Here is a 24,849-nt window from a genome sequence, read left to right on the forward strand (position 1 = left end):
CCGCTGCCAAAAGCAGGTTGTTTCCGGAGGCTTAGGATGATACTTATGAATGAGATACCGGACCGGTTTTGGAGCTTATTCCGCTCCATTAACCGGTCTACTTATATTGAGGCACTGTTGAAAATCAACGAGGAATACGAGTACAGCAACTATTTCCTGAGCAGGGAAATGTGTATCCAGCTTCTGGGCGAATATTTTTCCAGGAAGAAGTATGTGCTCTGGCAGGACGAGACAGAGGATGACTGGGACACCCTGGAACCGCCCGCCACACGCGTCCTCAACTGGCTTTTGAGGAACGGCTGGCTCAGGAAGGTGGATGATTATGCCAATATGACCGTGAACATCGTCATACCCGATTACGCGGCCGTGATGATTGAAGCATTTGCAAGGCTGGCAAGCGATGAGGAAGATGAGACTGAAGTATACATCCAGAATGTCTATGCCATTCTTTTTTCTCTTAAAAATGACCCCCGTTCCAGTATAACCCTCCTGAATACAGCCCTTGTCAATACCAAGAAGCTGAACAAATCCCTTCAGGACATGCTGCACAATATGGATAAGTTCTTTGGAAGCCTGCTGGAGCAGAAGAATTACAGCAGTCTGTTAAAGGAGCATCTGGACCGTTATGTGGAGGAAATCGTCAATAAAAAATACCACATCCTGAAAACCTCGGACAATTTCTATCTGTACAAAACAGATATCAAGCGCTGGATCACCGCCATGCGCCAGGACGAGGAATGGACCAGGCACATGTGTTCCAGGGCCACGGGTTTCTTTGGCCGCAGGCCGCCCGATGTGACGGAGGCCCAGGTCATGGAGAAGCTGGACCAGCTGGAGCGGGGCTTTGATGATATTGAACACCGCATCGCCAATATGGACAAGGAGCATACCCGGTATGTGCGCGCCACGGTCACACGGCTTAATTACCTCCTGAACCAGGAGGACAACATGAAGGGCCTTGTGATCCAGCTGCTGAACCACCTTTCTGAATATGACTGCACGGACCAGGATGTACAGGTAATAGGCGGGAAAATGAACCTGTCCCAGCTAAACATCCTGTCGGAGAAATCCCTGTATAAGAAACGCAGGACAAAATCAGATTTTAAGGAACATCTAAAGGACGAGGACGTGTCTGAGGAACTGTCCATGGAAGAGGTGCTGAACCTGAACAAGGTAAGGAACCGTTACAGCAAAAAGGAAATCGAGGACTTCATCGAGGACAGGATGGAAAACGGGATCATGGAAGTTGACAAGGACACGGCGCGCAGCGATGAGGAGTTTGAGAAGCTGATCCTGGCCTATGATTATTCCACCAGGCAGAAAAGCCCGTACACGGTGGAAAACCCGGAGCCTGAGATGATACATAACGGCAGGTACAGCTATCCCAGGTTTGTATTTGCAAGGAGGAAGAGATAATGGCCCTTGAAGAAGGCATTGCCTATTATGATACGTTGCTGCAGGAGGAACAGGCGCGGCTCACCGCGTCCATACGCCTCCTGCTTCACCAGACCTTTATCCTGGAACGCAAGTTTGACCGCCGTTCGGGGCGGTTCCAGTATAACCCGGATTTCAGGGACTGCAACAAGCATCTGGAATTCATCCGCAGTTATTTTGCTGTCAGCGGGATTGAGGTCATGGAAAATACCCAGACAGGAATCATCTATATCCAGGGCGGGAACCTGATGGGGGATAAGCTGCCCAAGCTGGCAACCCTGTACCTGCTGGTGTTGAAGCTGATTTATGATGAACAGATGGAAAGCGTGTCTACCAGCGTGAATGTGTATACCACCCTCAGGGAGATACACGAAAAGCTGGGGAATTACCGCCTTTTTAAGAAGCAGCCCTCGCCCACGGATATCAGGCGGGCCGTGACACTGCTGAAAAAGTACCAGATACTGGAACCCCTGAATCTGCTGGAGGATTTAAACAGCGAGAGCCGCATGATTATCTATCCCTGCATCAACGTGGTCCTGATGGGCGATGACGCCCGGCAGCTGCTGGCTTTCTTTGACGAAAGCGCGGAGGATGAGGGCGTACAGGTAAAGGCGGATTTGGATGAGGTGGACCGGGAACGTCTGATACAGCCCCCCGGACTGGACGACAGAGGAGATGAGGACGATGGAACAGATGAATATGGGTCAGATGAATATGAATCAGTTGGAACCGAACCAGGCGGAAATGAGCCAGATGAAAATGAACCAGACGGAAATGAACCAGATTGAACTGAACCAGACGAAGATGAATCAGATGGAAATGCCCCGGAAGCGGACGGAGAATAAAGGCCGTTTTCTGGCCCTCTCCAGGATCTGCCTGAACAACTGGCACTATATCAATAAACGTATCCTTTCGTTTAATGAGGACATCAATTTCTTTACCGGACATTCCGGCAGCGGGAAATCCACTGTGATTGATGCCATGCAGATCCTTCTGTACGCCAACACGGACGGCAGGGGATTCTTTAACAAGGCAGCAGCCGATGACTCGGACCGGAGCCTGATTGAATACCTGCGGGGCATGGTGAACATTGGGGAGAATAACGAATTTTCCTATCTCAGGAACCAGAATTTTTCCTCCACCATTGTCCTGGAACTGAAGCGCAGCGACACAGGGGAATGCCAGTGCGTGGGAATCGTGTTTGACGTGGAGACATCCGCCAACGACATTTCCCGCCGCTTTTTCTGGCACAAAGGCCCTATGTGGGACAATGCATACCGCACAGGGAAGCGCACCATGTCCATAGCGGAGGTGGAATCCTATCTCCAGGAACATTTCAACAAGGAGGAATGCTTTGCCACCTCCCACAATGAACGGTTCCGCAGGGTGCTGTATGACACTTACCTGGGCGGACTGGATTCTGAGAAATTCCCCTTACTGTTCAAACGGGCCATCCCCTTCCGCATGAACATAAAACTGGAAGATTTTGTAAAAGAATACATCTGCATGGAGCAGGACATCCACATTGAGGACATGCAGGAAAGCGTCATGCAGTATGGACGCATGCGCAAAAAGATAGAGGACACCTGCGCGGAGATAGAGGAACTGAACCGTATCCGGCAGGCATACGGCGTTTACCAGGAAAAGGAACAGCAGCTGGAGAAATATGCCTACTTCGTGAAAAAGCTGGAAATCCTGGACCTTCAGTCCCAGGTCAGGACACTTGCCGACCGGCTGTCCTTGGCAAAGGAGGACCTGAAACGCCAGGAGGATACGCGAACAGCAGTGGAAACCCAGATTGCGGACCTGACCGAACAGGGGGACGATCTGCTGCGCCGCATTGCCTCAACCGGCTATGAGGACCTGAAAAAGCAGGCGGAGGCCCTGAACCAGCTTCTGGAGCGCCTGGGCAAAAGCGAGGCCAGGTGGCAGCAGACCACCCAGTCCCTCAAGGCATGGGAAGACGAGGATATCACCTCCAATCAGACACTCTGGGATATTGAAGAATTTGAAAACCGCACCATTGACAATAAAACCCTTTGCCGCCTGAAGGAATCCATTGCCTCCATGTGCGCGGACACGGAAAAGCAGCGCCAGGAGGCTGCCGCTGAGATCAGGGACCTGAAAAACAGGGAAAAACAGACAAAGGATGAACTGGAAAAGCTGCGTTCCGGCAACAAGGCATACCCTAAATACCTGGAGCATGCCAGAAGCTTCCTGCAGCGCCGCCTGCTGGAAGAAACCGGAAAGGGCGTGGACGTCCATATCCTTGCCGACTTGCTGGATATCAAAAAGGACCAGTGGCGCAATGCGGTGGAGGGGTATCTTGGCAGCCAGAAGCTGAGCCTTGTGGTCCCTCCTAAATATGCCCATATTGCCCTGGAAATATATGGGGAACTAGATAAAAAAGAGTATTATAACGCAGCTGTCCTGGACACGGAAAAACTGTCCCAAAGCCAGCCCACGGTCCTTGCGGGCGCCCTATCCGAAGAGGTGTCGGTGCGTGAGTCCTATATCCAGCCCTACATCGACCTTTTGCTGGGAAAAGTAATCAAATGCGCCACCACCCAGGAACTCCGCCAGTGCCGGATCGGCATCACCGACAGCTGCCTGCTCTACCACAGCTTCCGGCTCCAGCACATCAATCCTGAAAACTACAGTAAGTTTGCTTACATCGGCAAGGACAGTGTGAGGAAGCGCATCCGGCTTCTGGAGCAGGAGCTTAAGTCCATGGAGGAACAGAAAAAGCCTCTGGAGGAAATCGTACGTGAGTGCCAGCGCATCCTCAGCCTTGAGCGTCTTGGCGGTGAGCCGGAGGAATATCTGGAATGGTTAAGGGATATGGGCGCCTGGAATGAAAAGCAGCGTGAAAAGAAGCAGCTTCTGTCAAAGCTTGAGAAGCTGAAGACCCAGGACGTGGACCAGCTGGAGCAGGAGAGGAAGGCGGTGGTAAGCCTTTGCGACGGCAAGAAGCGGGAGCGGGACGGGCTGATGAACCTGATCCGGGACAAGGAAAATGAAATCAGCCGGTACCAGAATACAGCCATCAGCCTGAATGCGGCCCTGACGGATCAGGAACGGGGCTGGGTAAGCAACAGCGGGCTGGACACGGAACTGGCCGGATACCTGTCGGCCAAGGACCATCCAAGGTATGACCGGGAAAAGGAAAGCTACAGCACAAGGTGCAGCCGGATTTCAGAAAGCCGTGACACGGCCTTCCAGGACCTGATGACCGCAAGGACCGACTACCTGCGCCGTTATCCCAACCGGAATTTCCCGGTGAACCATAAGGATAACCAGGCATATGACCACCTCCTTAAAAGCCTGTCCTGCGACCATCTGGAGGAATACAGGCAGAAGGCAGCTGACCAGGCCCGGGCCGCCGTGGAGCATTTTAAAAATGACTTCATGTATAAAATCCGCAGCGCCATACGGGAAGCCATGCTCCGCGGGGACGAGCTGAACCGCATCATCAGCCGCCTGGATTTCGGAAAGGACAAATACCAGTTTGTCATCGGGCGCAACAAGGGTGCGGACGGCAGGTACTATGATATGTTCATGGACGAATCCCTGGAAGTAAACCCGTCCCAGCTGACGGATTCCTTCGACAACCAGCTGGACCTTTTCACCACCCAGCACGAAAACCAGTACGGGGTTTTAATCAATGACCTGATCGGCATCTTCATACCGCCGGAAAACGCCACGCCCCAGGAGCTGGAGGAGGCGAAGCGCAATATGGATAAATATGCGGATTACCGCACCTATCTGTCCTTTGACATGCAGCAGCTGATCCGGAATGAGGATGAGGTGATTAAAATCCGCTTGAGCCGGATGATTAAGAAAAATTCAGGAGGGGAGGGCCAGAATCCCCTGTATGTGGCCCTTTTGGCCAGCTTCGCCCAGGCATACCGCATCAACCTATCCCCCAGGATGGAGCGCAATCCCACCATCCGCCTGGTGGTGCTGGACGAGGCATTTTCCAAAATGGATGCCGAAAAGGTGGCAAGCTGCATCGAGCTGATCCGCGGCCTTGGGTTCCAGGCCATCATCAGCGCCACCAATGATAAGATACAGAACTATGTGGAGAACGTGGACAAGACATTCGTGTTTGCAAATCCCAATAAAAAGTCCATTTCCATTCAGGAATTTGAACGGGACCGTTTCCAGGAACTGGTAAAAGATTTGGAAGAAGAATAGGAAAGTATTGCAATAATCGGTAAAATATATTAAAATAGTACCATTACTGATTTCATAGGAGGAAACTATATCGAAAACGGAAAGGAGAGATTTGCATGATTCAGACAAAGGAATTTATGGACAATGTAAGTCAGTGGGCAGATATCTGCCTGAATGATGAGAGGATTGATTTGGGGCTCTACGAGAAGTACGAGGTGAAACGGGGGCTCCGCGACAAGAATGGTAACGGTGTTGTGGCAGGACTGACGAAAGTGTCCAAAATTGAGTCCAACAAGGTTGTGGACGGGGTAAAGGTGCCCTGTGAAGGAAAACTATTCTACCGGGGTTATAACATTTATGATTTAATAGGCGGAGTGGTGAGAGACAACCGGTATGGGTTTGAAGAGATTGCGTATCTGCTTCTTTTTGGTGAGTTGCCCGGTGACAGCCAGCTCACAAAGTTCAGGGAAAGCCTGGCATTCAGCCGCACCCTTCCCACGAATTTTGTCAGGGACGTTGTGATGAAGGCCCCATCCAGGGATATGATGATATCCTTAAGCAAGAGTATCCTGACCCTGGCAAGCTATGATGACAAGGCATGGGATATCTCCATCCCCAATGTACTCAGGCAGAGCATGATGTTAATCAGTGTCATGCCTATGCTGGCCGTTTACGGCTACCATGCTTACAACCACTATGAGAGGGATGCCAGCATGTATATCCACCGTCCGGACGAGAACCTGTCCACGGCAGAGAACCTGTTAAGGCTGCTGCGCCCGGATATGAAGTACTCCGAAGTGGAGGCACATGTGCTGGATCTTGCACTAATCCTTCATATGGAGCATGGCGGCGGTAATAACTCCACCTTCACCACCCACGTGGTCACCTCTTCCGGAACCGATACATATTCCGTTGTCTCCGCGGCCCTGGCCTCCTTAAAGGGACCAAAGCACGGCGGCGCCAACATCAAGGTAGTGGAGATGATGGCTGACTTAAGGAAGAATGTAAAGGATTTAAAGGACAGGGAGGAAGTGGAAGATTACCTGAAGAAGCTTCTCCACAAGGAGGCATTTGATAAAAAGGGCCTTATCTACGGAATGGGCCACGCCGTATACTCCAAGTCGGACCCAAGAGCTGAAATCTTCAAACGCTTCGTAAGGCAGCTCTCAGAGGAAAAAGGCCGTGAGGATGATTTTGAACTGTACTCCATGATTGAGGAGCTGGGTCCAAAGGTCATCACCGAAGAGCGTAAAATCTACAAAGGCGTCAGCGCCAACGTTGATTTCTATAGCGGTTTTGTTTACAGCATGCTGGATATCCCGGAAGAGATGTTCACACCTATCTTTGCAATTGCAAGGATTGTGGGCTGGAGCGCACACCGCATCGAAGAGTTAATCAATATGGATAAGATTATCCGTCCCGCATATACCAGCGTAATGCAGGAAGAAGTTTATAAGCCATTGTCAGAGCGGTGAGCATAGTATATCATGCTCTGTAATAGGGTGCGGTTATCCGTTGTAAAAAGTAAATAAGAAGAGGTCCGTCTGCCCTGTGGGCGGAACGGGTCATGGATGGGGATTTGGGCGCCGGACGTTCCATATCCCCATTTTTTTACATAAAAACAGGAATCATTCCTGAATCTATATACAATCTTTATACCCGCCCTGCAAATTCCAATGGTATCTTTATGAGCAATACCATTATAATGAAGGCAAATATCATAAGAGAAAGAGTTGTTGTTATGGGAAAATTTGATTATAAATTCGTGGAAGTTCCCTTAGACGGAAACTTGAAAAATGGCAATATGGAGACTCTGGAGCGGTGTAAGGAAATCATCATGAGCGAGGCTGCCCAGGGATGGCGGCTGATACAGATCATCAGCCCGGCCGGCGAGCGCAGGATGATAAGCGGCGGCAGTTATGAAATTGTATTGGAAAAGGAAAACTGAGGAGGTTTTCCTTTTTTTGTATTCCATTTCCGGTATACCTAGTGTATAATGGATTAGCGTTACCACAACATACAAAGGAGGCCGAATCATGGCAGATGCATTGGATTTACATGAAGGTGAACAGATTGAAAAAGAACTGAAAGGTGATTATTGGGAAAAAACCCTTTGTTTTTACAGCCAGAAATCCGGTAAATATTGGTTCACGAATGAACGGATCATCTTTAGGGGCGGGTTTGTGGCGGCCCTGGACCTTCCATATTCAGAGATGGAATCCGCAGGCCTTTGCAAGGTCGGACCGCTTCTTCAGTTCCTTCCCACCGGAATCAAGGTTTCCATGAAGGACGGGAAAACATATAAGCTGTCTGTCCTTAAGAGGAAGGAAGTACTTGAACTGATTCAGTCCAAACTTTAAGAATAAGAATAAGCCGCATTTATTGACGGGGTCCTGTATATGTCCGGGGACTCCGTTTTTTATTTCCCATGGGACCATATCTCCCCCTCCCAGGGACATTTTGCAATCCTCTTAATTAATGATTGACAAACAATAAAAAACATACTAATATTAGCTGTGTTAATAATAAACGTGAAAAATATGAGAAAAAAGAATAAGTACACAAAGGAGAAGAGAGGGGCATGAAAATGGATGCAAAAACAGCAAGGGTAAAAATCTGGGAAGAGTTACTTAAGGTGGCAAGGCCGGATTCCAAATTCAGCTGGCAGTTTTCAGAGTTTATCGCGGATTATGAAGGCAGTGACAAGGGCGCCGCACTGCTGGCGTCCACGGATATGTATAAGAACGCCAAGGTGATTTTCATAACGCCGGACAATAACCTGGAAACGCTGCGTGAAACAGCATTCCGTGACAGGAAGACAGTTGTCATGACCAACTACGGGATTACCAGGGGATTTTTCCTCATCCGTCCTGAGTACATCCCGGAAGGGAAGGAAGAGGTTGCCTCCCTGCTTGACGGGGTCTCCCGTTACTGGAAGCACCAGACCCTGGAGCAGTTAAAAGAGTCCGTGGGCCACATCGATATGCTGGTGACCGGCGCATCTGCCATCACGCCCAGCGGCATCCGTTTCGGCAAGGGACATGGGTACTTTGATCTGGAGTGGGCTATGTTATATACCATGGGCATTGTGGATGAAACCTCTGTGATTGTGGGGGCCGGCCATGACTGCCAGGTGGCTGACGTGGACGTTACGGTGGAAGAGTATGACACCGCCATTGACTACATCGTGACACCTACGCGCATCATCGAGACGCGCCATGAGTTCCCAAGGCCCACCAAGGGAATCATCTGGTGCCGCCTTGCCCCAGGCATGAGGGAGCAGATTCCTCCGGTACAGGAACTGTGGTGTAAGGTACATTGCAAATAAGCAGGAGGGCATACATGGACAACCAGACTCCGTTACTTGAATTAAAAGGAATAACAAAGACCTTCGGCAGCTTTACTGCCAATGAGGATATCAACCTTACCGTGTATCCTGGAGAAGTCCATGCCCTGCTGGGGGAGAACGGCGCCGGTAAAAGCACGCTGATGAATGTAATCTACGGTATCTATAAGCCGGACAGGGGAGAGGTATTCCTTTCCGGGAAACCGGTCCGGATCCACTCTCCCAAGGATGCCCTCCGCCATGGCATCGGTATGGTCCACCAGCACTTCATGCTGGTGGATGTGTTCTCGGCCATTGAGAATATCGGCCTGATGGGGGATGTGAAGACATTTTCCATCACAAACCGCAGGAAGATTGAGGACACGCTGGAACAGCTGAAGCAGAAATACGGCATTGACGTGGACCTGCACAGCCCGGTGGAACAGCTGAGCATCGGCATGCAGCAGAAGGTGGAGATATTAAAGCTTCTGTATACTGGCGCGGATGTGCTTATATTTGACGAACCCACAGCGGTCCTGCTTCCCCAGGAATGCGACGGCCTGTTTGAAATCATAGCCAATCTGGTCAGCGAAGGCAAAGGCGTCATCTTCATCAGCCATAAGCTGGATGAGGTGCTGAAAATCAGCCGCCGCATCACGGTCCTTACCAAAGGAAGGGTAACGGGCCAGATTGACACAAAGGATGCGGACAAATCCACCATTGTAAGGATGATGGTGGGGGAGGAAGTAACGCCCCCGGAATTTGACAAGATCCGCGGTGACCACAGGGACAGGGTGCCCGTGCTCTGCGCCCAGGACCTGAAGGCGGAGGACGACCGCAGGGTCATGACCTTAAACGGCGTGTCCCTGTCCGTGTATCCCGGCGAAGTGGTCGGGATTGCCAGCGTGGAAGGAAATGGACAGATGGAGCTGGCCGAAGTACTGGCCGGGGTAAGAAGGGCGGCCGGGGGCCGGGTCCTGATTGACGGCGCTGAGGTTTCCACCAGGAATGCCAAGGATTTCATTGACCGGGGGATTTCCTACGTGCCTGCGGACCGGAATCACGTTGGCAGCGTGCCGGACTTCCCTCTTTATGAAAACTGGATACTGCGCAACCGCAGGCCGCCGAAAAAGGGTTGTTTCCTGGATTACCGTTTTATTAAGACCCAGGCAGCAAAGGCCATGTTTGACTTTGACGTAAGGGCCAGGGGAATCACGGACAGAAGCGCCAACCTTTCCGGCGGTAACCTTCAGAAGTTCATACTGGCCAGGGCGCTGAGCAAACATCCAAAGGCCATGATATGCGCCTATCCCACCAGGGGACTGGATATCAAGGCCACCTGGTTCATACGTGAAAAAATCATTAAGGCCAGGGATGAAGGAATGGGACTGCTCCTGCTATCCGGTGATTTTGAAGAACTGTTTGCCCTTTCCGACCGGATTGTGGTGCTCTACCGGGGCAGGATCGTGGGGGAGGTCCTTCCCGAGGAAACAACGGTGCGTGAAGTGGGAATGATGATGATGGGGGTGACTGCCAATGAAACTACTTGATTCCATCCATGAAGCAGGGGCGGCTGCTAAATGCCTCATTACACTGATTGCCGTGGCGGCAGCCCTTTTAATAGGAGGCATCTTCATCAGCATCCTCCATGTCAATCCCCTGGAAGCCTATTATTACCTTCTGATCCGCCCCTTCCGTTCCTTCCGGAGCATTGGGGAAATATCCGTAAAACTGGTGCCCATCCTGATTGTGGGCCTGGGAGTATCCTTTACCTTCCAGGCAAAGCTCAGCAACCTGGGCGGAGAGGGGCAGATATGCCTGGGCGCCATTGGAATGACCATTGTGGGAATCTCGCCCTTTGCCAGGGCCATGGGTCCGGCATGGATTTTCCCGGGGCTTCTTGTGGCAGCCTTGTCCGGCGCATTGTGGGCCGGGATTGCAGGCTTTTTTAAAACACAGTTCAAGGCCAGCGAGATCATCACCACACTGCTTTTAAACTACATAGCGGTCCAGTTCCTGAGTTACTGTGTTTATTATCCCCTGCGGGACTCCAAAGGCAACATCCCGCAGTCCGCAAAGGTGGCGTCCACCCTTCCCAAGCTGTTTGAAGGTTCCCGTATGAACGCAGGCATCCTGATTGCCCTGGCCGGACTCCTCATCTACTGGATTGTCATCCGTAAGACCAGCTTCGGGTACCGTCTCCGGGTCCTTGGCGGCAGCATCCGGGCAGCGGCCTTTGGCGGCATCAGTGAAAAGAAATACTATCTGTCCGCCATGCTTGTCAGCGGCGCGTTTGCAGGCATTGCAGGGGCGGTGGAGATTGCAGGCACCCAGACACGTCTTCTGGAGGGCCTGGCGGGTTCCTATGGTTTTGACGGTGTGGTGGCAGCCCTTCTCGGCATGCTCCATCCCGTTGGTGTCCTGGTGTCCTCCATCCTTTTGGCGGCCCTGTCCTCGGGAGCCGAGACCATGCAGGTGAAGACAGGTGTGTCCTCCCTGTTCCTCAACGTCCTGCAGGCCCTGATCGTGCTGTTCATCCTGCTGGGCTTCAGCTTTTTCGGAACCGCAGGCAAAAAGAAACGCTCTGACAAAAGAGAGGTGAAAAAATGAGTGAGATTTTAACAGCCGCATTTTTAGTTCCTCTTTTTACGGCAGGCGTGCGCATGAGCGTACCCCTGATATTCGGCTCGGTGGGAGATGTGGTGTCTGAGCGTTCCGGCGTCATGAACATCGGACTGGAAGGGGAAATGTTAGTCAGCGCCCTTATATCCTTCATGGCAGCCTATCACACGGGCAGCCTTTTCCTCGGTATCCTGGCCGGAGGCATGGCCGGGCTTGCAGGCGCCCTTCTCATCGCGTTCTGGGGTGTCAGCAGGAAGCAGGACCAGTCCGTGGTGGGAATCATGTTCAACATATTTGCCCTTGGTTTCACCAACTTCCTGTACCGCGCCGTGTACGGCGTCAGCACGGATAAGATCAAGGTGGATATCCTTAAGAACATAGAAATCCCCGTGCTTTCAAAAATCCCGTTTATCGGCGACATTCTCTTTAAGCACAATGCCCTTGTGTACTGTGCCCTCATAGCTGCCGCCGTGGTATGGTTCCTGTTAAAGTATACCAACCTGGGATTAAAGGTGGACGCGGCAGGGGAGAATCCCAAAGCAGCCGCGGCAGCGGGTATTGATGTTGTGAAAATCAGGTATAAGACATATATGTTCAGCGGCTTCATGGCCGGCATCGGCGGCGCCTTCCTGTCCTGCGGCATTGTGGGCACATTTACGGAAAACATGTCCTCGGGCCGCGGCTTCATCTGCCTGGCCATTACCATCCTTGCCAGATGGAATCCTGTATTTGCCGTGTGCGCGGCCTTTATGTTCGGAACAGTGGAAGCCCTGCAGCTGCGGCTTCAGGCCCTTGGTTCAACCCTTCCATACCAGTTTTTCGTGGCCCTGCCCTATGCAGTAACCCTGCTCAGCCTCGTCATATTCGGGCGCAACATCCACGCCCCCGGATATCTGGGCCAGATATACAATAAGGAGAGCAGATAACAATATATTCTAAAAGGAGAAAACAGTTATGAAAAAGTCTACACGCGTATTATCATTCCTTCTGTGCGCAGCCATGACCGTATCCGCCATGACAGGCTGCGGTTCCAAGACAGAGGGGACCAAGGCAGCGGACGCTGCCAAAACAGAGCAGTCAGAGGCAGCCGGTGCCGGCGCTGACACCACAGGGGAAAAGGCTCCTGCAGGGGAAGTGTCCAGGATTGCCATCCTCCTTCCGGGCTTTATCACGGACAAATCCTGGAACCAGGGCGCTTATGAGGGATTAAAGGAACTGGAGGCCCAGGGCTATGGGATTGCATATACCGAGGACGTACAGGCCGCCGACATGGAATCCACCTTCAGAAGCTACTGTGAGGAGGACTATGATTTCGTGATTGGTCACGGTGTGCAGTACGGGGATGCATGCGTCCGGGTGGCGGAAGATTATCCTGAGAAATATTTCTTCATCACAGGCAACCCGCCGGAGGGCGAGGAGACCCCTGGAAACATTGCATTCTATGACTATAAGGAATATGAAGGCGCATATGTGTGCGGGGTCCTGGCAGCCATCCAGAGTGAGAGCGGGGTCATCGGCTATATCGGCGGCGGCGACAATACCACCCAGGCATCTGACAAGAACGCATTTGTCGAGGGCGCCAAGGCAGCAAGGCCTGACGTGGAGGTGAAGACAGTCATAACCGGAACCTTTAACGACTCATCCAAGGGCAAGGAGACTGCCCTGGCAATGATTGAACAGGGTGTGGATGTAATCCTCCAGACCTGTGATGAAACCGGGCTGGGCGCGTTTGAGGCATGTGAGGAAAAGGGTGTATTCTGTATCGGATATACCTCCGACCAGGCGTCCCTTGTAAAGGATGACCTTTGCCTGACCTCCCTTATGGTCAGCATCCCAACCATGATCACCTCCCAGATTGACATCATCAAATCCGGTGAATTCGGCGGACTTGAGAATCCCGGTTTAAAGGAAGGCGTCATCAGCATCGCGCCATACAGCAGCAAGGTAACGGAAGAAGCCGCCGCGGCTGCGGATGAGGCCAGGGAAAAAATCATAAGCGGTGAGATTGTCCTGACACCGAACTATAACAGCAACTAGCAGTCAGATAAAACCGGACGCTGCCAAAAAGGCATGCCGGACACAGACGCGGTCCCGGAAGGTATTTACCTCCCCGGGACTGCTTTTTTGCTGACATTTTTCTTAATATCCCGGGATTTCCTTGACTGTCCAGTTCCTGTATGGTTTAAAATGGAGGTACAGAAAGAGATAGGAGGTATTCCTTATGAAGATAAAGGAAGTGGAAGCCCGTACCGGGCTGGTCCGGAAAAACATCCGGTACTATGAAAGCGAGGAACTTCTGACGCCTGGACGTGAAGAGGGGAACCGATACCGCAATTACAGCGAGGAAGATATAAGCCGCCTCCTGAAGATAAAGCTGTTACGGCAGCTGGGTGTCCCCATCAGGGACATACGGGAATATTTTGAAGGTTCCCTTGGATTGAGGGAAATCATGGCCAGACGGCGGTCCCAGATTGACCAGGAGTTGGAACAGTTGAGGAAAATGGGACAGCTGTGCCTCCGCCTGGAGGATGAGCCGGAACTGGATCCCGGCAATGTGGAGCAATGCCTGAAGGAAATCAGTGAAGAGGAGAAAAAGGGGTCCCTGTTCCAGAACATCCGGAGGGACTGGACCAATTATAATAAGGAACTCCATGAGACCTTCATTTATATTGAAGCGGAGGGAGAGCTGCTGAACCCCCATGATTTTGCGAGGGAGACTGCAATTTATGCCCAGAAACACCATATGGCCTATGAAACGGTGCGCCTGGACCAGACGTATGCCATTGTAAAGCTGGAGGGAATCCAATATCTGGCATCCTATACATGCATCCGTTTCCGCTTTGCCAAGATACCCATGGTGAAGCTGACCAGGTGCAAGCCGCCAAAGGAACGGGTTTCCCTGGGGAAGTTCATCTTTTTAAGTATCCTGCCCCTGCTGCTTATCATGGGCGGCATCGCATTCAATATCCTTGGGAACACATATTTCCCAGGACATCCGCACCTGTACCAGTTCGTGCCCATGGCCTGCTTCGTGGGTTCCTTCTTCCTGGTTTCCAGCAGCAGGAATATCCGTTACCACGATTAAAGCAGCACCATCATACAAATATTTTTTATTGTCAAGTAAAAATGCTTGACATTCATCCCGTCATCGTGTATGATATCACAGGTGGTTGAAATGGAAAAGATTGTGGAACAAGGTTTGTTGTATGATTTTTATGGGGAACTGCTGACAGCGCACCAGCGCAAGGTATATGAAGACGTGGTGTTCAATGACCTTTCCCCCAGTGAGATAGCCGGGGAGCTGGGAATCAGCCGTCAGGGTGTCCATGATCTGATGAAACGGTGCGACAAGATACTGGAAGAGTACGAGGCCAAGCTTCATCTGGTGGCCAAGTTTGTGAAAATCCGTGATATGGCCAGGGAAGTAGAGCAGCTGGCAGACGAATGCGCCCGGACCAGGGATATGGCTCTTATAGAGCAGATTCATGGCCTGGCGGGAAAAATCACCGGCACCCTGTAAGTTGACAGAGGTGCGCCCTTAGGAGGTTATCCATGGCTTTTGAAAGCTTATCTGATAAATTACAGAATGTATTTAAGAACCTGCGCAGCAAGGGAAGGCTGACCGAGGCAGATGTCAAGGCAGCCCTGAAGGAAGTCAAGATGGCCCTTCTGGAAGCGGACGTAAGCTTCCGTGTGGTGAAACAGTTCATCAGCGACCTTCAGAAGCGGGCGGTTGGCGAGGACGTGTTCGGCAGCCTGACACCGGGACAGACCGTGGTCAAGATTGTAACCGAGGAACTGGTCAAGCTTATGGGGTCCGAGACAACAGAGATTGCCCTTAAGCCAGGTAATGAGATTACCATCATCATGATGGCTGGTCTTCAGGGCGCCGGTAAGACCACGACCACTGCCAAGATTGCAGCCAAGCTTAAGGCCAAAGGCAGGAAACCGCTGCTGGCAGCCTGTGACGTATACCGTCCCGCAGCCATTAAACAGCTGCAGGTCAACGGGGAAAAGGTAGGAATCCCGGTTTTCTCCATGGGTGATAAGAACAAACCAGTGGACATTGCCAAGGCAGCGGTGGAACATGCGGCCAAGAACGGCATGAACGTGGTTATCCTTGATACGGCCGGCCGCCTTCATATTGATGAAGATATGATGGAAGAGCTGATTGAGATCAAGAGCAATGTGGATGTGCATCAGACCATTCTTGTGGTTGATGCCATGACGGGCCAGGATGCGGTTAATGTATCTGGTTCATTTAATGATAAAGTTGGTATTGACGGTGTCATCCTTACAAAACTGGATGGCGATACCCGTGGCGGCGCAGCCCTTTCCATCCGTGCAGTCACAGGCAAACCGATCCTATATGTTGGTATGGGCGAGAAATTGTCCGATTTGGAACAGTTCTATCCGGACCGTATGGCTTCCAGGATTTTGGGGATGGGGGATATCCAGTCCCTGATTGAGAAGGCCGCGGCTGAAGTGGATGAGGAACAGGCCAGGGAACTGAGCCAGAAGCTGCGCAAGGCGGAATTCGACTACAACGATTTCCTGACCCAGATGCAGCAGATTAAGAAGATGGGCGGCATGGGAAGCATTCTCTCCATGATGCCGGGGATGGGCAGCCAGCTCTCCGGCGTTGATATGGATGAGGGCGAGAAGTCCATGCACAGGGTGGAATCCATCATCCTTTCCATGACCAAGGAGGAGCGGGCCAATCCCAACCTGATGAACCCCTCCAGGAAGCAGCGCATTGCCAGGGGCGCAGGTGTTGAAATCAGCGAGGTTAACCGTCTGGTCAAGCAGTTTGACCAGATGAAGAAAATGATGAAGCAGATGCCCGGACTTATGGGCGGCGGTAAGAAGCGGGGCGGATTCGGCGGTCTGGGCGGCCTTATGGGCGGCAAGATGAAACTGCCATTCTAGCCGGTATGGTTAAGCTAGTCAAACAGGTTATCCTGTATGTCTAATATAAGAACAATCACAAGGAGGTGAAAATCACATGGCAGTAAAGATGAGATTAAGAAGAATGGGACAGAAGAAGGCTCCTTTCTATAGAATCGTAGTTGCTGATTCCAAATCCCCGAGAGATGGAAGATTCATCGAAGAAGTTGGTTACTATGACCCCACCAGGGAACCAAGCGTAATCAAATTCGACGAGGAAGCAGCTAAGAAGTGGTTAGCAACAGGCGCACAGCCCACTGAGACTGTTGGAAAGCTCTTAAAGATCGCCGGCATTCAGTAAGACGCAAATGAGGTGGAGAGATGAAGGAATTAGTCGAAGTGATTGCAAAAGCACTGGTCGATAACCCGGAAGAAGTTGTCGTTACCGAATCAATGAAAGGCGAAGATACATTGATTGAACTAAAGGTGTCTCCTGCCGATATGGGCAAGGTCATTGGCAAACAGGGCAGGATAGCAAAAGCAATCCGTTCCGTAGTCAAGGCCGCTGCATCCAAAGAAGACAAGAAAGTAATTGTTGAGATTCAGTAATTGATAGACCGCTGGCCCCAAGGCTGGCGGTTTGTTTCTTACTTGAGGTTTTTTCACACATTTCACAGGGAAAGGTTATAATATATGGAAGACATGCTGAGAGTAGGCGTCATCGCATCTACCCACGGGGTCCGTGGAGAAGTGAAGGTGTTCCCCACCACCGATGACCCCGGCCGTTTTAAACAGTTAAAAGAGGTAATTCTTGACACGGGAAAAGAGCATCTGCCCCTTGAAATCCAGCAGGTAAAATTCTTTAAGAACATGGTGATCCTTAAATTCAAGGGCTATGATAATATAAATGACATCGAAAAATACAAGTCCAAAGACCTGTTAATCCCCAGGGACCAGGCAGTGGAGCTGGAGCCGGATGAATACTTCATCACGGACCTGATCGGTCTTGAAGTACGCACGGAGGACGGGGAAATCCTGGGCACCATGAAGGATGTCCTCGAGACAGGGGCCAACGATGTGTATGTGGTCCAGATGAAGGACGGGAAGGAACTCCTCCTTCCGGCCATCGGCGACTGCATCCTCAATGTGGACCTGGAGCAGGGAATCATGACGGTGCACATCCTGGACGGTTTGATGGATCTTTAAAAAAGGGCTTGTTTTTTACGTGGTTTTGTTGTATATAAAGAAGGGGGATTTGTCAGGCGGAAGGCCGCCTGTGTGGCAAGGAAAAGGAAGCCTGTATGAGTGCAGAAGGAACGCTGGACAGAAATCATCCGGCCTGTTATACCATTGACATGAAGATGACCCAGGAATCACTGTACCACATGGTATCAGTGGAAAAGCAACTGAACCCCTCCGCCCCGCTCAGGGTGTGGACCACATTCGGTTTTCTGCTTTGTCTATGCTTTATATGCTTTCTGGCAGCCCTTATCATGTGTGTTATCAAGGTATCCATGGGTGAATACAGGATACGCGGCAGCCTGATGGCGGCCTCCGTATTCCTAAGCCTTACTTTTTTCATCCGCACCCTTGGCCCGCGGTTCATCCGCAGCGGACTCTTTAACTCGGACCGTTCCAACCGGATGCAGCTGGATACGGCATGGAGGCGGTTCCTCATCAAGAACGGGGAGCCCCGCACGGTGACCTATGAGTTTTACCGGAATTATTTCAGTACCTCCGGCGGCCGAGGGACCCTTGAGTACAGCCAGATATCGCGCATCTGCGAGACAAACCAGTGCCTTGTGCTTTATACAAGGGACCATGGAGGCTATCTGCTGGATAAGAAGCAGATAGGCGCAGCCTGTTTAAGCGGCCTGCGCACCTTACTTACGGAACGCTCAGGCAAGACGGTTAAGTGGGTGCAGGTCAGGGAATTTACCCCAGAGAAGAACAATTAATAAAAGCCGGCCCTGGCAAAGGTTTGGGGCCGGCGTTTTTGGAGTTGGCAAGCCACATACAGAAAGGAAGCATTTATGGCCAATATAACCGTATTAGACCAGAATACAATCAACAAGATAGCAGCAGGGGAGGTAATCGAGCGCCCGGCTTCCGTTGTCAAGGAGCTTCTTGAAAATGCCATCGATGCCCAGGCAACCGCGGTGACCATCGAGATTAAGGACGGCGGCTGCAGTATGATCAGGGTTACGGATAATGGCAGCGGCATAGCAAAAGACCAGATTGCCCTGGCATTCCTGCGCCATGCAACCAGTAAGATTAAATCCGTGGAAGACCTTTTCACCGTATCCTCACTGGGGTTCCGGGGTGAGGCGCTGGCAAGCATCGCGGCAGTTGCCCAGGTGGAACTGATTACCAAGACATCGGACAGCCTCACCGGCACCCGGTATCAGATAGAAGGCGGTATGGAAAAGGGGCTGGAGGAGATTGGCGCCCCGGAAGGCACCACCATCATTGCCAGGAATCTGTTTTATAACACCCCGGCCAGGAAGAAATTCCTCAAAACGCCCATGACAGAGGGCGCCCATGTGGCTGCGCTGGTGGAAAAGATTGCCTTGTCCCATCCTGACATCTCCATCCGCTTTATCCAGAACAACCAGAATAAGCTTTACACCTCAGGCAACCATAACCTGAAGGATTTAATCTATACCGTGTTCGGAAGGGAAATCGCAGCCAACCTTCTGTCCGTGGACTTTGAACAGCCGGGCATGCAGGTAACCGGATTCATCGGTAAGCCCGTAATCGCCCGTTCCAACCGCAATTATGAAAATTATTTCATCAACGGGCGTTATATAAGGAGCAACATCATATCAAAGGCCATAGAAGAGGCGTACAAGCCATTCATGATGCAGCACAAATACCCGTTCACCATGCTGCATTTTACCATACAGCCGGATACCCTGGACGTGAATGTCCATCCCACCAAGATGGAACTGCGTTTCAGCGACGGGGAAAGCGTATATAAATCGGTGGTAAAGGCGGTGGGCGATGCCCTTGCGCATAAGGAACTGATTCCCGAGGTAAGCCTGACTGAAAAAAGGGAAAAAGAGGCCGCCAAACTGGCGGAACGTCTGGCCCCCAGACCGGAACCCTTCGAAGTGCGCAGGCGCCAGGCCATGGCACCAGGGGACCGACCCCTTGAAAATGCAGCGACGGGGGACAGGCCCTTGGGAGCCAGGCCATCCCAGGCCGCGGCACCGGAGACCATGCCCTTGGGAGCCAGGCCATCCCAGTCCGCAGCGCCGGGGGCCATGGCGCTGGGAGCTAGGCCATCCCAAGCCGCGGCACCGGGGGGCGTACCATCGACACCACAATCCGGCAGCCAGGCAGTATCCTACAGCCAGACCCCGCCGCCAAAACCGTCCTATGTAAATGACCTGATGCCGGACTGGCTGAAGGAGAGAAGGCGGGAACAGGCAGAAGCCGCTGCAAAGGCTGGGACTGGACAGGCTGGCAGCCAGACGGAACATGGAGGAATATCCACAGAAGAGGGAACCGGGGCTGCGGTGATGACGGAAAGTCCGGCTGGACTTGGAAGGCCAACCACCTCAGAAAGACCAGCCGGATTGGGAAGTTCCATCGAAAATGAACAGAAGGAAATAACCGGTCCAAGCCCCACGACGGCAACAGATTCCTGCGTTTCTGGAGAATTTTCCTCCACCGATATTCCTTCCAGGGCGATTAAAAGAGGAATTTCCTCCACTTCCGATACAGACTCGCCTTTAGGTACTCCTGAGATGATAGAGGAAAATCCTCAGCAGTTGGATCTCTTTGACGGTAAACTGCTGGACCCCAAAGCCCGTCTGAAGCACAAACTCATCGGACAGCTGTTTGATACATACTGGATGGTGGAGTACAATGAGCAGCTGTTCATCATCGACCAGCATGCCGCACATGAAAAAGTACTATATGAAAAGACCATCAAAACCCTGAAGACACGGCAGTATGACACACAGATGGTAGAACCTCCCATCATCCTTACCCTGAATATGAACGAGGAACTGCTGTTAAATAAATATATGGAATACTTTACCGGAATGGGATTCGAGATAGAGCCTTTTGGCGGCAGGGAATATGCGGTGCGCGGGGTTCCTGCAAACCTGTTTTCCATTGCCAAGAAGGACCTGCTCATTGAGATGTTAGACGGGCTGTCCGATGATATGTCGGTACATAACCCGGATATCATTTATGAGAAGGTGGCTTCCATGTCCTGTAAGGCAGCGGTTAAGGGCCATCATTCCATGTCCTTCTCGGAGGCCAATGAACTGATTGACCAGCTGCTGGGGCTGGACAACCCATATGCCTGCCCCCATGGCCGGCCCACCATCATTTCCATGAGCAAATATGAATTGGAAAAGAAATTCAAACGGATTGTGTAAGGCATGGTTTAGACATGACCTGGACATGACCCAATAGGAACGACCAAGATATGACTGAAAGGAGCAGCCCGCATATGAAGCAGCCGCTTATTGTACTGACCGGCCCAACGGCAGTCGGAAAAACATCCTTGTCCATCAAACTGGCCAAGGCCATAGGAGGTGAAATCATCAGCGCCGATTCCATGCAGGTATACCGGCACATGGATATCGGTTCGGCCAAGATTACGGCCCATGAGATGGAGGGAGTCCCCCATCATCTCATCGATGTGCTGGAACCGGATCAGGATTTTAATGTTGTCACATTCCAGCATATGGCAAAGGAGGCGCTGGAGGAGATTTACAGCCATCACCGCATCCCTATCATTGCAGGAGGTACCGGCTTCTATATACAGGCCCTTCTCTATGACATTGATTTTAAGGAGAATGACGATGAGAGCCTTGTGCGCCGGGAACTGGAGGAACTGGCTGCCAGGGAAGGTGAGGCTGCCCCTGCTGTGCTGCACGCCATGCTGGAGGAAATCGACCCGGAATCCGCTGCACGGATCCATGCCAATAATGTAAAAAGGGTCATCCGCGCCATTGAATATTACCGCCTGACAGGTGAGAGGATATCGGTCCATAATCAGGAAGAACGGATAAAGGAGTCCCCATATAATTTCCTATATTACGTGGTGAACACGCAGCGCCCTGTCCTCTATGGACGGATTGACCGGCGCGTGGACCAGATGATGGAAAACGGCCTGGTGGAGGAAGTGCAGGCCTTAAAGGCAATGGGCTGCCATCGTGGACAGACCTCCATGCAGGGCCTTGGATATAAGGAAATCCTGGATTACCTGGATGGCAGATGCACCCTGGATGAGGCGGTCTATATCCTCAAACGGGATACCCGGCATTTTGCCAAGCGGCAGCTGACCTGGTTTAAACGGGAACGGGATGTGCGCTGGCTGAACCTGCCTGATTTTGGGAATGATGCAGCGTTGGTTGTGGAACGGATAATAGAGGATTGCGTTGGGGCGGGGATTGTGCTACAATAGTGAGTCGGCGAAGGTCCGCACCGGATGGTCCATACACCCTGTTCAGACACGCTCGCGCTCGGTTTTGTACGCAGCGGTACTAAGGCGCGTGAGGGACCGCGCCTAAGTGCCGGCGTACAAAGATGGTCTTCACAGGGTGTATGGACCATCCGGCGCTGGGCGTTCGCAAGGAGAAATGGATGATTCTTGAAGGGCCTGGTTCTGCCTTGCGTAATTAATGGGTGCTGTTTTCAACGTTAATTGCATAAGGCAGTACTGGGGCCTGTTTGAAAATTTAGTTCCTCCATCTGCATGCCCTGATTTGGATGGGAGATATATGGTTTGATATGGGTGGTTTATGTCTGGGATATAGTGATTAGGATGTTGGGGAATGATATTTTGTTAATAATGGTGTTTTGTTAGTAATCATATTAAGGATTATATAGATATTAGATTTATAGTTTGTGTTTGGGATGTTAGGTTTGTGTTATTAAGTAGATGAATGGGAATGGAGATACGGAAGGGATATGGAGAATATTGAGTTAAAGGATATGTATAGGGAATTGGGGATTGGGGATGAGGTGCTGGGGTTTGGCGCTGAGATAGAAGAGGGGCTTCGGGAACGGTTTGCGGGGATTGATGCGGTTGCGGAGTATAATCAGATGAAGGTTATACGGGGGATGCAGGTTAACAGGGTCAGTGATATACATTTTGCCGCTACTACAGGGTATGGATATAATGATCTGGGAAGGGATACGCTGGAGGATGTGTATGCCAGCGTGTTTCACGGGGAGAGCGCCCTTGTGAGGCCGCAGCTGATCAGCGGGACACATGCGCTGCATGTGGCGTTGTCGGGGAACCTCAGGCCGGGGGATGAACTGCTTTCCCCGGTGGGGAAGCCTTATGATACATTGGAGGAAGTCATTGGAATCCGGGATTCCGTTGGGTCGCTTAAGGAGTATGGGGTGACTTACAGGCAGGTGGACCTGCTTGAGGACGGGGGATTTGATTTTGAGGGTATTGAGAAGGCGCTGAATGAGAGGACCAGGCTGGTTACAATCCAGCGCTCCAAAGGGTATGCTACACGGCCTACCCTTTCGGTGGAACGGATTGGGGAGCTGATTGCTTTTATTAAGAGCAGGAAGCCGGAGGTTATCTGTATGGTGGATAACTGCTACGGCGAGTTTGTGGAGAAGCTGGAGCCTACGGATGTGGGGGTGGATATGATTGTGGGATCGCTGATTAAGAATCCGGGCGGCGGCCTGGCTCCCATCGGCGGGTATATTGTGGGGAAGAAGGAGTGCGTGGATAAGGCTTCCTACCGGCTTAGCGCGCCTGGCCTTGGCAAGGAGGTGGGGGCCAGCCTGGGGATTAACCAGCAGCTCTATCAGGGGCTGTTCCTTTCACCGACGGTTGTGGCTGGAGCGTTGAAGGGGGCTATTTTTGCGGCGAATGTTTATGAACGGCTGGGCTTTGGGGTTGTTCCCGATGGAAGGGAGTCACGCCATGATATCATACAGGCCATTACCTTTGGCACGCCTGAGGGCGTGATTGCGTTCTGTAAGGGGATTCAGGCGGCTGCGCCTGTGGACAGCTTCGTGACGCCGGAGCCTTGGGACATGCCGGGATATGACAGCCCGGTCATCATGGCGGCAGGGGCTTTTGTACAGGGATCATCCATTGAACTGTCTGCGGACGGGCCGATTAAGCCGCCGTATGCTGTTTATTTCCAGGGCGGGCTTACCTGGTACCATGCAAAGCTTGGAATCCTTAAGTCTTTGCAGCAGCTTTTGGATGACGGTGTCGTGAATATCCATAACTGTCCGTAGGGCGTCATCCTGAAGGGATGTGTGCTGATTTTCGCGCAGTCTGGATTGTTACGAAAATTTTAAGATGACACCTCAGATAACTTATGGTAATATATACTAATCCGGCAGGGGAGTGCGTACACTCTGCTGTCCTGCTGGTGGGACCGGAGGACAAGGCATATGCATTACAGGAATTTCTGGATACTTTTAATCATGCTGCTGGCAGGTATTGTCCTGGGCGGCTTCATGGGACAGATGGCTGAGGGGATTTCATGGCTTGGCTGGCTGAATTTTGGACAATCCTTTGGACTGGATTCGCCTCTTGTCATTAATTTCGGTATCCTGGTCATCACCTTTGGGCTTACGATTAAAATCACCATGGCCAGTATCATCGGAGTGGCCATTGCCCTGATTATTTACCGGTTTATCTGATTTCCTGATTTTCTTAACTTTGTGCTTGGAGAGGTGCGTAGTTAGGAGAGAGATGGAAAGAATAAGAATGAAGGATTTACCAAGTGTGGACCGCCCTTATGAGAAGTGTCTCTGTTTTGGTCCGGGCGTCCTGACGGACGCGGAACTTCTGGCGGTCATCATACGTACAGGCAGCAGGGATCATTCCTCCCTGGACCTGGCAGGAAAGCTTCTGGCCCTTGGCAGCCCGGGTGACGGTCTGCTGGGGCTTTTACACCATTCCCTGAATGATTTCATGAAAATCAAAGGGGTGGGTAAGGTGAAAGGTGTACAGCTCCTTTGCATCGGTGAGCTGTCCCGGCGCATCTGGAAGAAGCAGACAGGCATCAACCGCATTTCCTTTGAACATCCCAGCCAGATATCTGACTATTATATGGAAGATATGCGTCATCTGGAGCAGGAGGAGATACGGGTCATGTTCCTGAATACAAAGCAGGGACTGATAAAGGATCTGCTCATATCCAGAGGAACGGTCAATGCTTCCGTGATGACGCCCAGGGAGATACTGATAGAGGCCCTCAGGTGCTGCGCCGTGTCCATGGTGCTGGTGCACAACCACCCCAGCGGTGACCCCAGCCCCAGCCGTGCAGACCTTATGCTCACGGAACGTGTAAAGGAAGCGGGCGTGCTTATCGGCATCACCCTCATCGACCATATCATCATCGGAGACAGACGGTATCTCAGTTTCCGTGAACAGAAAATATTGTAAGAGGAAGTCA

23 protein-coding genes are annotated in these 24,849 nt (G+C 51.6%); all 23 read left to right on the forward strand.

Annotated features, from left to right (window positions below; all coding sequences use genetic code 11):
* Positions 1 to 36: 36 nt before the first annotated feature.
* Positions 37 to 1,416: a Wadjet anti-phage system protein JetA family protein gene (locus LK536_RS30130; protein ID WP_008725927.1), complete on the forward strand. Its 1,380-nt coding sequence runs from the start codon at positions 37 to 39 to the stop codon at positions 1,414 to 1,416.
* A complete protein-coding gene (locus tag LK536_RS30135) occupies positions 1,416 to 2,222 on the forward strand; it encodes a DUF4194 domain-containing protein (protein WP_227794821.1) in 807 nt (268 codons plus the stop codon). The genes LK536_RS30130 and LK536_RS30135 overlap by 1 nt, the downstream gene beginning before the upstream one ends.
* Complete coding sequence (locus LK536_RS30140) at positions 2,119 to 5,631, forward strand: ATP-binding protein (protein WP_331472071.1); 3,513 nt, start codon at positions 2,119 to 2,121, stop codon at positions 5,629 to 5,631. Before LK536_RS30135 ends, LK536_RS30140 begins: the two co-directional genes overlap by 104 nt.
* 95 nt (positions 5,632 to 5,726) lie before the next feature.
* Positions 5,727 to 7,085: a citrate/2-methylcitrate synthase gene (locus tag LK536_RS30145; protein WP_008725922.1), complete on the forward strand. Its 1,359-nt coding sequence runs from the start codon at positions 5,727 to 5,729 to the stop codon at positions 7,083 to 7,085.
* 266 nt (positions 7,086 to 7,351) lie between these two features.
* A complete protein-coding gene (locus LK536_RS30150; RefSeq protein WP_025487271.1) occupies positions 7,352 to 7,558 on the forward strand; it encodes a DUF4177 domain-containing protein in 207 nt (68 codons plus the stop codon).
* 88 nt (positions 7,559 to 7,646) lie between these two features.
* Positions 7,647 to 7,970 carry a PH domain-containing protein gene (locus LK536_RS30155; protein WP_008725920.1) on the forward strand — a complete coding sequence of 108 codons (324 nt, stop codon included), beginning with the start codon at positions 7,647 to 7,649 and terminating at the stop codon, positions 7,968 to 7,970.
* Positions 7,971 to 8,191: 221 nt separating this feature from the next.
* Complete coding sequence (locus tag LK536_RS30160) at positions 8,192 to 8,938, forward strand: 5-formyltetrahydrofolate cyclo-ligase (RefSeq protein WP_008725919.1); 747 nt, start codon at positions 8,192 to 8,194, stop codon at positions 8,936 to 8,938.
* A 14-nt stretch (positions 8,939 to 8,952) separates the two neighbouring features.
* Positions 8,953 to 10,485, forward strand: a complete 1,533-nt coding sequence (locus LK536_RS30165; protein WP_008725918.1) for an ABC transporter ATP-binding protein — start codon at positions 8,953 to 8,955, stop codon at positions 10,483 to 10,485.
* Positions 10,472 to 11,545, forward strand: a complete 1,074-nt coding sequence (locus LK536_RS30170; protein WP_227794822.1) for an ABC transporter permease — start codon at positions 10,472 to 10,474, stop codon at positions 11,543 to 11,545. Before LK536_RS30165 ends, LK536_RS30170 begins: the two co-directional genes overlap by 14 nt.
* On the forward strand, positions 11,542 to 12,483 hold the full coding sequence (locus LK536_RS30175) for an ABC transporter permease (RefSeq protein ID WP_227794823.1): 942 nt from the start codon (positions 11,542 to 11,544) through the stop codon (positions 12,481 to 12,483). Before LK536_RS30170 ends, LK536_RS30175 begins: the two co-directional genes overlap by 4 nt.
* Before the next feature lie 28 nt (positions 12,484 to 12,511).
* On the forward strand, positions 12,512 to 13,594 hold the full coding sequence (locus LK536_RS30180) for a BMP family protein (protein ID WP_025487274.1): 1,083 nt from the start codon (positions 12,512 to 12,514) through the stop codon (positions 13,592 to 13,594).
* 184 nt (positions 13,595 to 13,778) lie between these two features.
* Positions 13,779 to 14,642 carry a MerR family transcriptional regulator gene (locus LK536_RS30185; protein ID WP_268886846.1) on the forward strand — a complete coding sequence of 288 codons (864 nt, stop codon included), beginning with the start codon at positions 13,779 to 13,781 and terminating at the stop codon, positions 14,640 to 14,642.
* A 90-nt stretch (positions 14,643 to 14,732) separates the two neighbouring features.
* Complete coding sequence (gene ylxM / locus LK536_RS30190; RefSeq protein ID WP_040382500.1) at positions 14,733 to 15,077, forward strand: YlxM family DNA-binding protein; 345 nt, start codon at positions 14,733 to 14,735, stop codon at positions 15,075 to 15,077.
* A 32-nt stretch (positions 15,078 to 15,109) separates the two neighbouring features.
* A complete protein-coding gene (gene ffh / locus LK536_RS30195; protein ID WP_008725911.1) occupies positions 15,110 to 16,486 on the forward strand; it encodes a signal recognition particle protein in 1,377 nt (458 codons plus the stop codon).
* A gap of 76 nt (positions 16,487 to 16,562) precedes the next feature.
* A complete protein-coding gene (rpsP, locus tag LK536_RS30200; RefSeq protein WP_008725910.1) occupies positions 16,563 to 16,805 on the forward strand; it encodes a 30S ribosomal protein S16 in 243 nt (80 codons plus the stop codon).
* 20 nt (positions 16,806 to 16,825) lie between these two features.
* Positions 16,826 to 17,053, forward strand: a complete 228-nt coding sequence (locus LK536_RS30205; protein ID WP_002567740.1) for a KH domain-containing protein — start codon at positions 16,826 to 16,828, stop codon at positions 17,051 to 17,053.
* Between the two features lie 84 nt (positions 17,054 to 17,137).
* Complete coding sequence (gene rimM / locus LK536_RS30210; RefSeq protein WP_227794824.1) at positions 17,138 to 17,650, forward strand: ribosome maturation factor RimM; 513 nt, start codon at positions 17,138 to 17,140, stop codon at positions 17,648 to 17,650.
* Between the two features lie 95 nt (positions 17,651 to 17,745).
* Positions 17,746 to 18,402 (forward strand): YcxB family protein, encoded by a 657-nt coding sequence (locus LK536_RS30215; RefSeq protein ID WP_025487277.1) that lies wholly within the window; start codon positions 17,746 to 17,748, stop codon positions 18,400 to 18,402.
* Positions 18,403 to 18,477: 75 nt separating this feature from the next.
* Positions 18,478 to 20,838 carry a DNA mismatch repair endonuclease MutL gene (gene mutL / locus LK536_RS30220; protein WP_227794825.1) on the forward strand — a complete coding sequence of 787 codons (2,361 nt, stop codon included), beginning with the start codon at positions 18,478 to 18,480 and terminating at the stop codon, positions 20,836 to 20,838.
* A 74-nt stretch (positions 20,839 to 20,912) separates the two neighbouring features.
* Positions 20,913 to 21,872, forward strand: coding sequence for a tRNA (adenosine(37)-N6)-dimethylallyltransferase MiaA (gene miaA / locus LK536_RS30225; RefSeq protein WP_227794826.1), 960 nt, complete (start codon positions 20,913 to 20,915; stop codon positions 21,870 to 21,872).
* Between the two features lie 506 nt (positions 21,873 to 22,378).
* Positions 22,379 to 23,680 carry a methionine gamma-lyase family protein gene (locus LK536_RS30230; protein WP_227794827.1) on the forward strand — a complete coding sequence of 434 codons (1,302 nt, stop codon included), beginning with the start codon at positions 22,379 to 22,381 and terminating at the stop codon, positions 23,678 to 23,680.
* Positions 23,681 to 23,839: 159 nt separating this feature from the next.
* The gene (locus LK536_RS30235) at positions 23,840 to 24,091 is read left to right on the forward strand and encodes a DUF4321 domain-containing protein (RefSeq protein WP_008725895.1); all 252 of its coding nucleotides are present in this window, start codon (positions 23,840 to 23,842) and stop codon (positions 24,089 to 24,091) included.
* Between the two features lie 52 nt (positions 24,092 to 24,143).
* Complete coding sequence (radC, locus tag LK536_RS30240) at positions 24,144 to 24,839, forward strand: RadC family protein (RefSeq protein WP_008725893.1); 696 nt, start codon at positions 24,144 to 24,146, stop codon at positions 24,837 to 24,839.
* The last annotated feature ends 10 nt before the right edge of the window (positions 24,840 to 24,849 follow it).

This window comes from Clostridium pacaense (assembly GCF_020709765.2).
GTDB classification, from domain to species: domain Bacteria; phylum Bacillota; class Clostridia; order Lachnospirales; family Lachnospiraceae; genus Enterocloster; species Enterocloster hominis.

Excerpts from the sequence above, each read along its gene's own strand:
- LK536_RS30165 (WP_008725918.1), top strand. The coding sequence starts at position 8,953 with ATGGACAACCAGACTCCGTTACTTGAATTAAAAGGAATAACAAAGACC.
- mutL (WP_227794825.1), top strand. The coding sequence starts at position 18,478 with ATGGCCAATATAACCGTATTAGACCAGAATACAATCAACAAGATAGCA.
- LK536_RS30215 (WP_025487277.1), top strand. The coding sequence starts at position 17,746 with ATGAGTGCAGAAGGAACGCTGGACAGAAATCATCCGGCCTGTTATACC.
- LK536_RS30145 (WP_008725922.1), top strand. The coding sequence starts at position 5,727 with ATGATTCAGACAAAGGAATTTATGGACAATGTAAGTCAGTGGGCAGAT.
- LK536_RS30180 (WP_025487274.1), top strand. The coding sequence starts at position 12,512 with ATGAAAAAGTCTACACGCGTATTATCATTCCTTCTGTGCGCAGCCATG.
- miaA (WP_227794826.1), top strand. The coding sequence starts at position 20,913 with ATGAAGCAGCCGCTTATTGTACTGACCGGCCCAACGGCAGTCGGAAAA.
- radC (WP_008725893.1), top strand. The coding sequence starts at position 24,144 with ATGGAAAGAATAAGAATGAAGGATTTACCAAGTGTGGACCGCCCTTAT.
- ylxM (WP_040382500.1), top strand. The coding sequence starts at position 14,733 with ATGGAAAAGATTGTGGAACAAGGTTTGTTGTATGATTTTTATGGGGAA.
- LK536_RS30230 (WP_227794827.1), top strand. The coding sequence starts at position 22,379 with ATGGAGAATATTGAGTTAAAGGATATGTATAGGGAATTGGGGATTGGG.
- LK536_RS30175 (WP_227794823.1), top strand. The coding sequence starts at position 11,542 with ATGAGTGAGATTTTAACAGCCGCATTTTTAGTTCCTCTTTTTACGGCA.
- rimM (WP_227794824.1), top strand. The coding sequence starts at position 17,138 with ATGGAAGACATGCTGAGAGTAGGCGTCATCGCATCTACCCACGGGGTC.
- LK536_RS30160 (WP_008725919.1), top strand. The coding sequence starts at position 8,192 with ATGAAAATGGATGCAAAAACAGCAAGGGTAAAAATCTGGGAAGAGTTA.
- LK536_RS30235 (WP_008725895.1), top strand. The coding sequence starts at position 23,840 with ATGCATTACAGGAATTTCTGGATACTTTTAATCATGCTGCTGGCAGGT.
- LK536_RS30170 (WP_227794822.1), top strand. The coding sequence starts at position 10,472 with ATGAAACTACTTGATTCCATCCATGAAGCAGGGGCGGCTGCTAAATGC.
- LK536_RS30155 (WP_008725920.1), top strand. The coding sequence starts at position 7,647 with ATGGCAGATGCATTGGATTTACATGAAGGTGAACAGATTGAAAAAGAA.
- LK536_RS30135 (WP_227794821.1), top strand. The coding sequence starts at position 1,416 with ATGGCCCTTGAAGAAGGCATTGCCTATTATGATACGTTGCTGCAGGAG.
- rpsP (WP_008725910.1), top strand. The coding sequence starts at position 16,563 with ATGGCAGTAAAGATGAGATTAAGAAGAATGGGACAGAAGAAGGCTCCT.
- LK536_RS30205 (WP_002567740.1), top strand. The coding sequence starts at position 16,826 with ATGAAGGAATTAGTCGAAGTGATTGCAAAAGCACTGGTCGATAACCCG.
- LK536_RS30185 (WP_268886846.1), top strand. The coding sequence starts at position 13,779 with ATGAAGATAAAGGAAGTGGAAGCCCGTACCGGGCTGGTCCGGAAAAAC.
- LK536_RS30140 (WP_331472071.1), top strand. The coding sequence starts at position 2,119 with ATGGAACAGATGAATATGGGTCAGATGAATATGAATCAGTTGGAACCG.
- ffh (WP_008725911.1), top strand. The coding sequence starts at position 15,110 with ATGGCTTTTGAAAGCTTATCTGATAAATTACAGAATGTATTTAAGAAC.
- LK536_RS30130 (WP_008725927.1), top strand. The coding sequence starts at position 37 with ATGATACTTATGAATGAGATACCGGACCGGTTTTGGAGCTTATTCCGC.
- LK536_RS30150 (WP_025487271.1), top strand. The coding sequence starts at position 7,352 with ATGGGAAAATTTGATTATAAATTCGTGGAAGTTCCCTTAGACGGAAAC.